Genomic DNA, 13,377 nt, shown 5'->3' on the forward strand with positions numbered 1-13,377 from the left:
CGGGCGCGCGGTGGGACGGCCGCTTCCGGCTCGTCGGGCAGGCGCTGGACGGGGGCGTGATCGCCGCGGCGGGGGAGGCGGCCCGCCGGCTGCCGCGGCCGGACTGGCTGCCGGGGGCCGTGGTGCCCACCCTGCCGGCCCTCTACCGCGACGGGACGCTGGCGGTCGTGCCGGCGCTGGCCTATCCTTCTGTGGATATCGCGACGCGGCACGCCATGTGCTTCGCCCCGCGGGGCGGCGCGCTGGCATGACGGGCGCGCCGGAACGCAGGGCCGGTCAGCCGGGACCGGATGAGGTGTCATGTGCCCGACCCGGATGGAAGCCGGGCGCAGGCACCCTATCTGAGTGGAGGCGCGGTCCACCCGGGCTGCGAGGCATGGGAATCCAAAGGTGAACAATTTCGGCCGCAACCTGGCTCTTTGGGTGATCGTGGCGCTGCTTCTCGTGGCGCTGTTCAACCTGTTCCAGCCCAGCTCCGGGCCGGGCCGGACCGCCCAGCAGGTCGCCTATTCCGACTTCCTCAACGAGGTGAACGCCGGCCATGTCCGCGACGTCACCATCCAGGGGCGGACCGTCACCGGCCAGCTCAGCGACGGCCGCAGCTTCCAGACCTACACGCCGGAAGATCCCACGCTGGTCTCCAAGCTGACCGAGCGCGGCGTGCGCGTGGTCGCCCGGCCGGAGGACAGCGACGTCAACCCGCTGTTCCACTACCTGCTCAGCTGGTTCCCGATGCTGCTGCTGATCGGCGTCTGGGTGTTCTTCATGCGCCAGATGCAGGGCGGCGGCGGGCGCGCCATGGGCTTCGGGAAGTCGCGCGCCAAGCTGCTGACCGAGAAGCAGGGCCGCGTCACCTTCGACGACGTCGCCGGCATCGAGGAGGCGAAGGGCGAGCTCGAGGAGATCGTGGAATTCCTGCGTGACCCGCAGAAGTTCCAGCGCCTGGGCGGCAAGATCCCGAAGGGCGTGCTGCTGGTCGGCCCGCCCGGCACCGGCAAGACGCTGCTCGCCCGCTCCATCGCCGGCGAGGCGAACGTGCCCTTCTTCACCATCTCGGGCTCCGACTTCGTCGAGATGTTCGTGGGCGTCGGCGCCAGCCGCGTGCGCGACATGTTCGAGCAGGGCAAGAAGAACGCGCCCTGCATCATCTTCATCGACGAGATCGACGCGGTCGGCCGCCATCGCGGCGCCGGCCTCGGCGGCGGCAACGACGAGCGCGAGCAGACCCTGAACCAGATGCTCGTCGAGATGGACGGCTTCGAGAGCAACGAGGGCGTCATCATCATCGCAGCCACCAACCGGCCGGACGTGCTGGACCCTGCGCTGCTGCGCCCGGGCCGCTTCGACCGCCAGGTCGTGGTGCCGAACCCGGACGTGAACGGGCGCGAGAAGATCCTTCGGGTCCACATGCGCAAGGTGCCGCTCGCTTCCGACGTGGATCCGAAGGTGATCGCGCGCGGCACGCCGGGCTTCTCCGGCGCGGACCTCGCCAACCTGGTGAACGAGGCGGCGCTGCTCGCCGCGCGCACCGGGCGGCGCACCGTCGGCATGGCGGAGTTCGAGGCGGCAAAGGACAAGGTGCTGATGGGCGCCGAGCGCCGCAGCCTCGTCATGTCCGAGGCCGAGAAGCGCATGACCGCCTATCACGAGGCCGGCCACGCCCTGGTCGCGCTGCACGAGCCGGAATGCGACCCGGTCCACAAGGCCACCATCATCCCGCGCGGCCGTGCGCTGGGCCTGGTGATGTCGCTGCCGGAAGGCGACCGCTACTCCAAGCACAAGTCCAAGCTGAAGGCGGAACTCGCCATGGCGATGGGCGGCCGCGTGGCGGAGGAGCTGATCTTCGGCGCCGACAAGGTGAGCAACGGCGCCAGCGGCGACATCAAGATGGCCACCAACCAGGCCCGCATGATGGTCACCGAATGGGGCATGAGCGAGAAGCTCGGCATGATCGCCTATGGCGAGAACAGCCAGGAGGTCTTCCTCGGCCACTCCGTCACGCAGTCCAAGAACGTGTCGGAGGCGACGGCGCAGCAGATCGACGCGGAGATCCGCGCCATCATCGACGGTGCCTATGAGCGCGCGAAGAAGGTGCTCAGCGAGAACATCGACGAGCTGCACCTGCTGGCCAAGGGCCTGCTGGAATACGAGACCCTCTCGGGCGACGAGATCCGCCAGGTCATCAAGGGCGAGCCGGTGGTGCGCAACCGCCCGGACGAGCCTGCGCCGACCCGCGGCAGCGTGCCGAGCTCGGGCCGTTCGAACCCGCGGCCGAGCGCCGGCCCCTGGAGCGGGGCGCCGGCGCCCGGCACCTGAGGCTGCGGCACACGGAGGCTTTCCGGAAGGGCGGGAGCGAGGCATCGTTCCCGCCCTTTCCTTGTCCATAGGGTCGCGTGATGCCCGGAACCTGGGTCGAGCCGCTCGGGCTGCTGCAGGGTCGTGCCGCCGCCCTGGCGGTGGCGGCCGATCTGGCCCTGCCGCTGGCCGGCGGCCCGGCCGCCTTCACCCTGGTGCGGCTTATCGGGAGGGGCGCGCCCCCCGATCCGGTGCCGCTGGCCGACGTCCCCGCCGCCTGGCAGGAGGCGGTGCTGGCGCTGACGCGCCCGCTGCCGCCCTTTGTGGGCCTGCCCCAGGGGCGGGCGCCCGGCCGCCCGCTGGTGATGGGCATCGTCAACGTCACGCCGGACAGCTTCTCCGATGGCGGTCGGCACCTCGATCCGCAAGCGGCGATCGCGGCCGGTCACGCGATGCTGGAGGCCGGCGCCGACCTGCTCGACATCGGCGGCGAGAGCACGCGGCCGGGCGCCGAGCCGGTGCCGCCGGAGGAGGAGTGCCGTCGCATCCTGCTGGTGGTGCGCGAACTGGCGAAGGCGGCGCCGGTCAGCGTGGACACGCGCAACGCCGCGACCATGCTGGCCGCGTTGGAGGCCGGGGCGGAGATCGTCAACGACGTCTCCGCGCTGCGCCACGACCCCTTGGCGGCCGCAGCACTGGCCCAGGCCGATTGCGGCGTGGTGCTGATGCACATGCTGGGCGACGACCCCCGCACCATGCAGCGCGACATCCGCTACGACGACGTGGTGCTGGAGGTCGCCGGGTTCCTGGCGGAGCGTGTCGCCTGGGCCGAGGCGCAGGGCATCGCGCGCGCGCGGATCGCCGTGGACCCGGGCATCGGGTTCGGCAAGCGCACCCCGCACAACCTGGCCCTGATCGAGCGGCTGCCGATCCTGGCCGGTCTTGGCTGCCCGATCCTGTTCGGCGCCAGCCGGAAGCGCTTCATCGGGGAGTTGTCGGGCGTGGAGAGCGCGGAGGCGCGGGTGCCCGGCAGCGTCGCCGCCGCCATCGCCGCCGCCCAGCGCGGCGCCGCGATCCTGCGCGTGCACGACGTGGCGGAGACCGTGCAGGCGCTGCGCGTCCTGGCGGCGTGCGAGGCGGGCGAGGTATCCCCGATGGACGTTGGCGACGCGGAGGAATAGTAGCCTGCCATGACGACCCGAAAGCTCTTCGGCACCGATGGCATCCGCGGCACGGCGAACCGGCCGCCGATGGATGCCGGCACCGCGCTCCGACTGGGCCAGGCGGCCGGCCGCTTCTTCAATCGCGGCAACCACCGCCACCGCGTGGTCATCGGCAAGGACACGCGCCTGTCGGGCTACATGATCGAGCCGGCGCTGACCGCGGGCTTCATCGGCGCGGGCATGGACGTGATGATCGTCGGCCCGATGCCGACGCCCGCCATCGCGCTGCTGACGCGCAGCCTGCGCGCCGACCTCGGCGTGATGATCAGCGCCTCCCACAACCCTTATGAGGACAACGGCATCAAGCTGTTCGGCCCGGACGGGCTGAAGCTGTCGGATGCCGAGGAGGCGCAGATCGAGGCGCTGATGGACGCGCCCGACCTGGCGGCAGGCCTCGCCGCGCCGGGCCGCCTCGGCCGGGCCAGCCGCATCGAGGATGCGCCCGGCCGCTACATCGAGGCGGCGAAATCCACATTCCCGAAGGGCCGCAGCCTGGAAGGCAAGCGCATCGTGCTCGATTGCGCGAACGGAGCCGCCTACAAGGTTGCGCCCACCGTGCTGTGGGAACTCGGCGCGGAGGTCGTCTCGGTCGCCGTCGCGCCGGACGGGCTGAACATCAACCGCGAATGCGGCGCGACGGCGCCGGCCAAGCTCGCCGCCATGGTGATCGAGCGACGCGCCGATCTCGGCATTGCGCTGGACGGCGATGCGGACCGGCTGGTGCTGGCCGATGAGCGCGGGCAGATCGTGGATGGCGACCAGATCCTGGCGCTGATCGCCGGCTCCTGGCACCGCGACGGGCGGCTGCGCGGCGACGGCGTGGTGGCCACCGTGATGTCCAACCTGGGCCTGGAGCGGCACCTCGGCGGCATGGGCCTCAAGCTCCACCGCAGCAAGGTCGGCGATCGCTACGTGGCGGAGCGGATGCGCGAGACCGGCTGCAACCTGGGCGGCGAGCAGTCGGGCCACATGATCCTGTCCGATTTCGCCACCACCGGCGACGGCCTGGTCGCCGCGCTGCAGGTCCTGGCGCTGCTGGTGGAGGAGGCGAAGCCGGCCAGCGAGGTCTGCCGCCGCTTCACGCCGCTGCCGCAGAAGCTGGTCAACATCCGCTACACCGGCACCTCGCCGCTCGGCGATCCGGAGGTGGAGCGCGCCATCGCCGCGGCGGGAGACAGGCTCGGCGAGCGTGGCCGCGTGCTGGTCCGCGCGAGCGGGACCGAGCCGCTGATCCGCGTGATGGCCGAAGCCGAGGACGAGCACGAGATGCACGCCACCGCGGAGGGCTTGGCCGGCCTGATCCGCGCGCGCGCAGCGGCGCTGGCCACGCGGAAGGTCGAAGCGGCCGAATGAGCGTTCCGCAGGGCCGGGTCCTGATCTGCGCCGGGTCGGATTCCGGCGGCGGCGCCGGCATCCAGGCGGACATCAAGGCGGTCACCGCACTCGGCGGCTTCGCGATGACCGCGATCACCGCGCTGACCGCGCAAGACACGCGCGGCGTGCATGGCGTGATGGGCGTGCCGGCCGACTTCATCCGCCTGCAGATCAGGGTCGTGCTGGAGGACCTGGGCGCCGACGCCATCAAGACCGGCATGCTGGCCGATAGCGCGACGATCGAGGCGGTGTGCGACGCGCTGTCGGAATTCGGGCCGGGCATCCCGCTGGTGGCCGATCCGGTGATGGTCGCCAAGGGCGGCCACCCGCTGCTGGCGCCGGAAGCCGTGACGACGCTGACGGCGCGGCTGCTGCCCATGGCCAGCGTCATCACGCCCAACATCCCGGAAGCCGAGGCGCTGTCGGGCCTGGCGATCCCTGACGTGCCGGCGATGCACCGCGCGGCCGAGGCCCTGCTGCGCATGGGCGTGCGCGCCGTGCTGCTGAAGGGTGGCCACGGCACCGGCGAGGTGCTGACCGACCTGCTGGCGACGCCCGAGGGCACCGAGGCCTTCGAAAGCCCGCGCCTTGATACGCGCCACACCCACGGCACCGGTTGCACCCTCGCCTCGGCGCTGGCTTGCGGTCTGGCGCAGGGGATGGCGCTGCGCGACGCGGTAGCGCGGGCGCGCGCCTATGTGCGCGCCGCGATGCTCGCCGCCCCCGGCTTCGGCAGCGGGCACGGCCCGCTCGGCCACGGCGTTACGATGGACCCCGCGCGCGTGGAGACGCTGCGATGAGGCGTTATCGCTTCGTCACGGTGGACGTCTTCACGGACACCCGCTTCGGCGGCAATCCGCTCGCCGTCTTTCCCGATGCGCGCGGGCTGACCGATGCCGAGATGCAGGCACTGGCGGCGGAGTTCAACCTGAGCGAGACCACCTTCGTCCTGCCGCCCGACGACCCCGCCAACACCGCGCGGGTGCGCATCTTCACACCGAAGGTGGAACTGCCCTTCGCCGGCCATCCGAATGTCGGCACCGGCTTCGTGCTGGCCGACCGCGCGGTCGCGCCGGAGGCGCGCGGAGCAATCGCGCCGGAGGCGCGCGGCACGGGCGACGGCGTGCTGCGCTTCGAGGAACTGGCCGGGCTGGTCGAGGTCCGCATCGCGCGCGACGCGGCCGGCGCGGTGGCGCAGGCGGTGATCGCCGCGCCGCAGCCGCTGACCCTCGGCGAGGAATTCACGCCGGTGCAGCTCGCCGGCTGCGCCGGACTCGAGCCCTGGGAGGTGGTGACAGAGAACCACCGCCCCGTGCAGGCGGGCGTCGGCAATCCCTTCGTCCTGATGGAGGTCACGCCCACCGCGCTGACCCGCGCAGCGCCGGACACGGCGGAGTTCCGCCGCGTCGCCACCACCATCCCGGCGCTCGCGCAGCGCGCCGCGCTCTATCTCTATGCGCGCGACGGCGCCGCGCTGCGCGCGCGGATGTTCAGCCCGGCGCTCGGCGTCGGCGAGGATCCCGCGACGGGCAGCGCGGCCGCGCCGCTGGCGGCGCTGCTGCTGCATCTCTCCGGCGCGCAGCAGGGCGCCTGGGACATCGTGCAGGGCGTCGAGATGGGCCGCCCGAGCCTGCTGCGCACCACCGCGCATCGTACGCCGGACGGCATCCGCGCCACGGTGGGCGGAAGCTGCGTGCGCGTGCTGGACGGCGAAGCCACGCTGTGACGGCGTCGCGCCCCACGCTGGAACACCTGCCCTTCCCGCTGCTGGTCATCCCGATGGGCACCGGCGGCGTCGGCCTCGCCTGGCGGCAGGCGCAGGCCTCGCTGGGCGTGCCCGGCGCGATCGGCGAGGCGCTGCTGGCGCTGACGCTGCTGCTGTGGGTGGGCATCGTCGGCACGCAGCTTCTGCGCGCGCTGCGCCACCCCGAGGCGGTGCTGGCGGAGGCACGGCATCCCGTGCGCGTCGCCTTCGTCGCGGCGCCGACCATCGGGCTGATGATCATCGGCGCGTTCCTGTTTCCCTACGCGCCGGCCCTGGGTGCCGCCGTCTGGGCATTGGCCGTGGCGGGTCACCTGGTGGTGGCGATGCTGCTGCTGCGCCGCATCGTGGCGGGGCGTGGCGACATTGCGATGCTGACGCCGCCGCTGCTGATCCCGCTGGTCGGCAACGTGGTCGCACCGGTCTTCGGTCCGGCCATGGGATTCGTGGACGCATCCTGGATGCTGTTCGGCGTGGGCGTCGTGTTGTGGCTCGCGGTGCTGCCGCTGCTGCTGCACCGCCTGCTGGCCGGGCCTCCGCTGCCCGCGCCGCTACGGCCGGGGCTGGCGATTCTGCTCGCTCCGCCGGCGGTGGCGGCGCTGGCGGCGGCGGCACTGACCGGTACGGCCGGTGGCGTCGCGCTGGCCCTGGCGGGCGTGGCGCTGCTGGTGGCCGCGGTGCTGGTCTCGCTGGCAGGGGAACTGGCGCGCATTCCCTTCTCGCTGTCCTGGTGGGGCGTCACCTTCCCCTCCGGCGCCTTCGCGGCGATGCTGATGGTGCTCGGCTTCCCCGCCTGGCTCTCCTGGCCGGCGCTGCTGGCCGCCACGGCCCTGACCGCCTGGGTCGCCTGGCGCACGGCGCTCGCCGCCCGGGCCGGCGCCTTCTTCCGGCCCGAGGGCTGATCGCCGCCCGCCGCTACTGCGGCTGGATGTTCGCCGCGCGCACCAGCGCGGCGTAGCGCTCGCCTTCCTCGCGCACGAAGCGCGTCAGCGCTTCCGGCCCCATCATGGAGGGCGTCATGCCCAGTGCGTGGATGCGCTCCCGCATCGGCGCGGTCTGCATCGCCTCCGCCGTGGCGGCGGCGACGCGGGCGATGAAGGCCGGGTCGGTGCGCGCGGGCGCGAAGAGGCCCTGATATACCTCGCTCGTCATGCCCGCGGTCGGCGCCTGCTCCGTGAAGGTGACTTGGTCCGGCAGGAAGGGATGGCGCTCCGGCGAGGAGATGCCGAAGCAGCGCACCCGCCCTTCCCGCACCAGCGGGCCGGAGCTGGTCAGCGTGCTGACGGCCAGATCGACGCGGCTGGCCATGATGTCCGGGAAGATCTGCGTCGCGATTCGGTAGGGCACGTGCTCCATCTTCAGCCCGGTGCGGCCGGCGATCATCTCGCCGAACAGGTGCAGCGAGGTGCCGGTGCCGGAGGTGGCGTAGGTGAAGGGTTGGCTGCGCGTGGCGTTCAGCGCGATCAGCTCCGGCAGGGTCGCCGGCAGGTCCGGGCGGCCGATCAGCAGCAGCGGCAGCGTCGCCAGCATGTGGATCGCGGCGAAGTCGCGATAGGCGTCGTAGCGCACGGCGGAGGGGTTCACGAGCGGGGCGACGTTCAGCACGGAATCCACGCCGAGCAGCAGCGTCGTGCCGTCCGGCGCGGCGCGCGCCACGCGCTCCGTCGCGATGGTGCCGCCGGCGCCCGGCAGGTTCTCCACCAGCACCTGCTGGCCGAGCCGGGGCGCCAGCTCGTTGGCGGCGACGCGCGCGATCGCGTCCACGTTGGTGCCGGCGCCGAACGGCACGACGATGGTGATCGGGCGGGCTTGTGCGCGCGCGGCATGCGGCGCTGCCAGCAGCGCGGGCAGGGCAAGGGTGGCGCGGCGGGTCAGGGCGGTCATGCGGTGGCTCCGTTGCGGCGAGGTGCAGGGTGCCATGCAAGAACGGGGCAAGCCCAGCCGCTGGACGGCGTGCGCCGCGCTGGCTACTTCTTGCGGCGGGCCACGCCCCCCCACCGGGGCGCATCTGCTTCTGGAAGGGAGCGCACCATGACCATCTCCAGGCCGGAGGTCCGTCCGGCCAATCCCCGATTCTCCTCCGGTCCCTGCGCCAAGCGTCCCGGCTGGACGCTGGAGGCGCTGTCGGGCGCGCTGCTCGGGCGCAGCCATCGCGCCAAGGACCCCAAGGCGAAGCTCGCCGAGGTGATCGAGCGGTCCAAGGCCATCCTCGGCATGCCCGCCGATTGGCGCCTGGGCATCGTGCCAGCCTCCGACACCGGGGCGGTGGAGATGGCGCTCTGGTCCATGCTCGGCGCGCGCGGCGTCGATATCCTGGCCTGGGAGAGCTTCTCCAAGGATTGGGCGACCGACGTCACGAAGCAGCTCAAGCTGGCGGACGCCAAGGTGATCTCTGCGGGGTACGGGAAGCTGCCCGACCTCTCGCAGGTCTCGCCCGATCGCGACGTGGTCTTCGTCTGGAACGGCACGACCTCCGGCGTGCGGCTGCCGAACGCGGACTTCATCGCGGCCGATCGCACGGCGCTCGCGATCTGCGACGCCACCAGCGCCGCCTTCGCCATGGAGCTTCCGTACGACAAGCTCGATGTCGTCACCTGGTCCTGGCAGAAGGTGCTGGGCGGCGAGGCGGCCCATGGGATGCTGGCGCTGAGCCCGCGCGCGGTGGCGCGGCTCGAGAGCCACAAGCCGGCCTGGCCGATGCCCAAGATCTTCCGCATGACCAAGGACGGGACGCTCAACGAGGGCATCTTCAAGGGCGAGACGATCAACACGCCGTCGATGCTCTGCGTGGAGGATGCGCTGGACGGGCTGCGCTGGGCCGAAGCCGTGGGCGGCCTGAAGGGCCTCGTCGCGCGGTCCGAGGCCAACCTCGCCGCCATCGCCGCCTGGGTGGACCGCACGCCCTGGGCGGCCTTCCTGGCGGAGGATCCGGCGACGCGCTCCTGCACCTCGATCTGCCTGAAGATCGTCGCCCCCTGGTTCACCGCGCTGGACGCGGAAGGGCAGGCGGCGGCGGCGAAGAAGCTGGCCTCCCTGCTGGAGAAGGAGGGCGTCGCGCTCGACGCCGCCGCCTATCGCGACGCGCCGCCGGGGCTGCGGATCTGGGGCGGTGCCACGGTCGAGACCGCCGACATCGCGGCGCTGCTGCCCTGGCTGGACTGGGCCTTCGCGCAGGTGGAAGCCGATGCCCGGAAGGTCGCCGCCTGATGCCGCGCGTCCTCATCTCCGACAAGCTCTCGCCTGCCGCCGTCGCGATCTTCCGCGAGCGCGGCATCGAGACCGACTTCAAGCCCGGCCTGAAGCCCGCCGAGCTGCGCGAGATCATCGCCGAGTACGACGGCCTGGCCGTGCGCAGCGCCACCAAGGTGACGCGCGAGCTGATCGATGCGGCGCCGCGACTGAAGGTGGTGGGCCGCGCCGGCATCGGCGTGGACAACGTGGACGTCACCAGCGCCACCGCGCGCGGCGTGGTCGTGATGAACACGCCCTTCGGCAACGCCATCACCACGGCCGAGCACGCCATCGCCATGATGTTCGCCCTTGCCCGCCAGATCCCGGAGGCTTCTGCCTCCACCAAGGCAGGGAAGTGGGAGAAGAACCGCTTCATGGGCGTCGAGCTGACGGGCAAGACGCTGGGGCTGGTCGGCTGCGGCAACATCGGCTCCATCGTCGCGGACCGCGCCAACGGGCTGCGCATGAAGGTGATCGCCTATGATCCCTTCCTGTCGGAGAAGCGCGCGGTGGAACTCGGCGTGGAGAAGGTGGAGCTGGACGCGCTGGTGGCGCGCGCCGACATCGTGACCATCCACGCGCCCTACACCGAGCAGACGAAGAACATCCTCTCGCGCGAGCGCATCTTCGCCATGAAGAAGGGTGCGCGGCTGATCAACTGCGCCCGCGGCGGGCTGGTGGACGAGGCGGCGCTGCACGAGGCGCTGACCTCCGGCCATCTGGCCGGCGCTGCGCTCGACGTGTTCGAGACGGAACCCGCCACCGACAGCCCGCTCTTCGCGCTGGAGAACGTGGTCTGCACGCCGCATCTGGGCGCCGCGACGGCCGAGGCGCAGGAGAACGTGGCGCTGCAGGTGGCCGAGCAGATGAGCGACTTCCTGCTGACCGGCGCCGTGTCCAACGCCATCAACATGCCGAGCGTGAGCGCGGAGGAAGCGCCGCGTCTCAAGCCCTACATGGAGCTGGTGCGCCTGCTGGGCAGCCTGGCCGGGCAGCTGACGGCGGCGCAGGACACCTCGATCAAGGCGATCCGCGTGGAATACGAGGGCCAGGCGGCAGAGCTGAACCGCCGCCCGCTGACCGCCGCGGCGCTGGCCGGCGTGCTGACGCCGATCTCGGGCGCGGTGAACATGGTCAACGCGCCGGTGCTGGCGCGGGAGCACGGCATCGAGGTGGCCGAGACCGTGCACGAGCGCAGCGGCGACTACGTGACGCTGCTGCGCGTGACGGTGGTGACCGATGGCGGCGCGCGCAGCGTGGCCGGCACGCTGGTGGGCACCGGCAAGCCGCGCCTGGTCGAGATCAAGGGCATCGCGGTGGAGGCCGACTTCGCGCCGCACATGCTCTACGTCACGAACCAGGACAGGCCGGGCTTCATCGGCCGCTTCGGCATGACGCTGTCCGAGGCCGGGATCAACATCGCGACCTTCCACCTGGGCCGCACGGCGCCGGGCGGCGACGCGATCTGCCTGGTCGGGCTGGACGGGCCGGTCCCCGACAAGGTGCTGGCCGCCGTGCGCACCCTGCCGCTGGTGGTGCGCGCAGTGCCGCTGGCGTTCTGAACGGCGCCGGCGTCAGAACATCCGGCGGCCGCGGTCGCTGTCCATCCGCTGGATCTCCATGAAGGCCGCCATCCCCGCCTCCGCCACGCGCGGCAGGCGGGGCAGGGCGGAGAGCCGCGCCAGCGTGGCGGCGCCGCCGAGCGGGAAGGCGGGGCCCGTCAGCATCGCCTCCGCCCGGGCGGGGCTGCCCGCGTCCAGCGCGGCCGCCGCCTCGCGCAGTTGGACGATGACCTGGCCGTTCGGCGCGTCCGGCGCGATGCCGATGGCCTGCCGCATCTCCTGCTGGCCGACCCGCAGCGCGTTGAGCACGGTGCCCGACGCCGTGATCGAGTAGGGCACCTCCGTGCGGAAGGCTTCTTCCAGGAACTCCAGCTGCACCGCCGCGCGCGCGGCGGCGGCCGGCTGCCCGGCGAAGCGGGAGGTGTCGCGGAACAGCGCGGGCGCGCCGATGGCGGCGCCGCGGACCGAATCCCCGATGCCGCCGATATAGGTCGCGGCGGGATCCTGGGTGGTGCAGCCGGCGGCGGCCAGGGCCAGCAGGGCCAGCGCGGCGCGGCGGGGACGCAGCGATTGTCGCATGGGGACCTCCGATGTCGGGCAAAAGGTGGCAATCCCCGCGCGCCCGGCCAAGACGCCTGCCACCTTTCGTCACTTGTCCCGCACCGGCCGGCCGCGCTTGATGCCGCGCCCCTGACGGAGACCCGCCATGCTCATGCGTCCCGCGATCCAGCGCCGCCTGGTGCTGCTGGCGCCTGCGCTGCTGGCAATGCCCGCCGGCGCGCAGGGCCTGCGCACGCCGGCCCAGATGGAGGGGCCCTACTACCCGCGCGCCATCCCCGCGGATGCCGATGCCGACCTGCTGCGCGTGGCCGGCCAGCCCGCGGCGGCGCGCGGCATCCCGCTGCTGCTCACCGGGCTGGTGCGCGGGCCGGATGGCGCCGCGCTGCCCGGGGCGCGCATCGAGATCTGGCAGGCCGATGCCGCCGGCATCTACCTCCACCCGCGCGATCCGCGACTGGCGGAGCGCGACGCGGGCTTCCAGGGCTATGGCCGCGCGGTGGCCGACGGCGACGGGCGCTATGCCTTCCGCACCATCCGTCCCGGCCTCTATCCCGGCCGCACGCCGCACATCCACCTGCGCGCGCAGCCGGCGGCCGGGGATGCCGCGCTGACCACGCAGGTCTACTTCCCCGACGCGCCGCAGAACGAGGGCGACGGCCTGCTCCGGCGGCTGCCGCCCGCGGCGCGCCAGTTGCTCATGGCGCGACTTTCGCCGGTGGATGGCGGGCAGCGCGCGGAGTTCGACATCTTCCTGGCCTGAGCGCGGCGCGCAGGGCGGCCGCGCCGCGGCGGCGGGTTGCCGGCGGCACGCGCCCCTGGCAAGGCTTCCGCCCGCGATGACCGACGACCCGCCCAGCCCCGCCCTGCTTCCCGCGGGCCTCGCCGACCTGCTGCCGCCCGAGGCGGAGCGGGAGGCGGCGCTTGTCGAGGCGATGGTCGAGGTTTTCGCCCGTCATGGCTACGAGCGCGTGAAGCCGCCGCTGCTGGAATTCGAAGACAGCCTGTTTGCCGGATCCGGCGCGGCGCTGGCCGAGCAGACCTTCCGGCTGATGGACCCGGTCAGTCAGCGCATGATGGGGCTGCGCGCCGACACCACGCCGCAGGTCGCGCGCATCGCGGCCACGCGGCTGGCGCGCACGCCGCGGCCGCTGCGCCTGTCCTATGCCGGGCAGGTCCTGCGGGTGCGCGGCACGCAGCTCGCCCCCTCCCGCCAGCTGCCGCAGGCCGGCATCGAGCTGATCGGGCCCGACCTGCCGGAAGCCGATGCCGAGGTCGCCGCCGTGGCGGTGGAGGCGCTGGCGGCGATCGGCATCGGCGAGCCGACGCTCGACATCACCCTGCCGCGCCTCTCGCCCGCGCTGCTGGATGC

The 13,377-nt window shown here is 72.8% G+C and carries 12 protein-coding genes and 1 pseudogene; 11 read left to right on the forward strand and 2 right to left on the reverse strand.

The genetic code is table 11. From position 1 onward, the window contains the following. The 7 genes and pseudogenes from OZN99_RS13640 to OZN99_RS13670 form a co-directional block, all read left to right on the forward strand. Positions 1–251 (forward strand): annotated as a pseudogene (locus OZN99_RS13640) (hypothetical protein); the annotation flags it as partial. 139 nt (positions 252–390) lie between these two features. Further along, complete coding sequence (gene ftsH, locus OZN99_RS13645; RefSeq protein ID WP_270935791.1) at positions 391–2,316, forward strand: ATP-dependent zinc metalloprotease FtsH; 1,926 nt, start codon at positions 391–393, stop codon at positions 2,314–2,316. An 80-nt stretch (positions 2,317–2,396) separates the two neighbouring features. Next, a complete protein-coding gene (gene folP / locus OZN99_RS13650) occupies positions 2,397–3,476 on the forward strand; it encodes a dihydropteroate synthase (RefSeq protein WP_270935792.1) in 1,080 nt (359 codons plus the stop codon). 9 nt (positions 3,477–3,485) lie between these two features. Further along, positions 3,486–4,871, forward strand: coding sequence for a phosphoglucosamine mutase (gene glmM, locus OZN99_RS13655; protein WP_270935793.1), 1,386 nt, complete (start codon positions 3,486–3,488; stop codon positions 4,869–4,871). Further along, on the forward strand, positions 4,868–5,692 hold the full coding sequence (gene thiD / locus OZN99_RS13660; protein WP_270935794.1) for a bifunctional hydroxymethylpyrimidine kinase/phosphomethylpyrimidine kinase: 825 nt from the start codon (positions 4,868–4,870) through the stop codon (positions 5,690–5,692). The genes glmM and thiD overlap by 4 nt, the downstream gene beginning before the upstream one ends. Continuing rightward, on the forward strand, positions 5,689–6,618 hold the full coding sequence (locus OZN99_RS13665) for a PhzF family phenazine biosynthesis protein (protein ID WP_270935795.1): 930 nt from the start codon (positions 5,689–5,691) through the stop codon (positions 6,616–6,618). The genes thiD and OZN99_RS13665 overlap by 4 nt, the downstream gene beginning before the upstream one ends. Beyond that, positions 6,615–7,556, forward strand: a complete 942-nt coding sequence (locus OZN99_RS13670) for an SLAC1 family transporter (protein ID WP_270935796.1) — start codon at positions 6,615–6,617, stop codon at positions 7,554–7,556. Before OZN99_RS13665 ends, OZN99_RS13670 begins: the two co-directional genes overlap by 4 nt. A gap of 13 nt (positions 7,557–7,569) precedes the next feature. Here OZN99_RS13670 and OZN99_RS13675 read toward each other — a convergent pair whose 3' ends face one another. After that, a complete protein-coding gene (locus OZN99_RS13675) occupies positions 7,570–8,538 on the reverse strand; it encodes a Bug family tripartite tricarboxylate transporter substrate binding protein (RefSeq protein ID WP_270935797.1) in 969 nt (322 codons plus the stop codon). A gap of 147 nt (positions 8,539–8,685) precedes the next feature. Here OZN99_RS13675 and OZN99_RS13680 point away from each other — a divergent pair, with 147 nt between their 5' ends. After that, entirely contained in the window at positions 8,686–9,861 is a 1,176-nt protein-coding gene (locus OZN99_RS13680) for a phosphoserine transaminase (RefSeq protein WP_270935798.1), read from the forward strand. Further along, positions 9,861–11,447 (forward strand): phosphoglycerate dehydrogenase, encoded by a 1,587-nt coding sequence (gene serA / locus OZN99_RS13685; protein WP_270935799.1) that lies wholly within the window; start codon positions 9,861–9,863, stop codon positions 11,445–11,447. Before OZN99_RS13680 ends, serA begins: the two co-directional genes overlap by 1 nt. 12 nt (positions 11,448–11,459) lie before the next feature. Here the strand turns inward: serA and OZN99_RS13690 are convergent, their stop codons facing one another. Then, positions 11,460–12,026, reverse strand: coding sequence for a hypothetical protein (locus tag OZN99_RS13690; protein WP_270935800.1), 567 nt, complete (start codon positions 12,024–12,026; stop codon positions 11,460–11,462). A 127-nt stretch (positions 12,027–12,153) separates the two neighbouring features. Here OZN99_RS13690 and OZN99_RS13695 point away from each other — a divergent pair, with 127 nt between their 5' ends. Both OZN99_RS13695 and OZN99_RS13700 read left to right on the forward strand, forming a co-directional pair. Then, complete coding sequence (locus OZN99_RS13695; RefSeq protein ID WP_270935801.1) at positions 12,154–12,768, forward strand: protocatechuate 3,4-dioxygenase; 615 nt, start codon at positions 12,154–12,156, stop codon at positions 12,766–12,768. 76 nt (positions 12,769–12,844) lie between these two features. After that, the coding region (locus tag OZN99_RS13700; protein WP_270935802.1) for an ATP phosphoribosyltransferase regulatory subunit at positions 12,845–13,377 on the forward strand (533 nt) is incomplete at its 3' end.

The sequence above is a fragment of the Falsiroseomonas oryzae genome, assembly GCF_027856955.1.
Classification (GTDB): domain Bacteria; phylum Pseudomonadota; class Alphaproteobacteria; order Acetobacterales; family Acetobacteraceae; genus Falsiroseomonas; species Falsiroseomonas oryzae.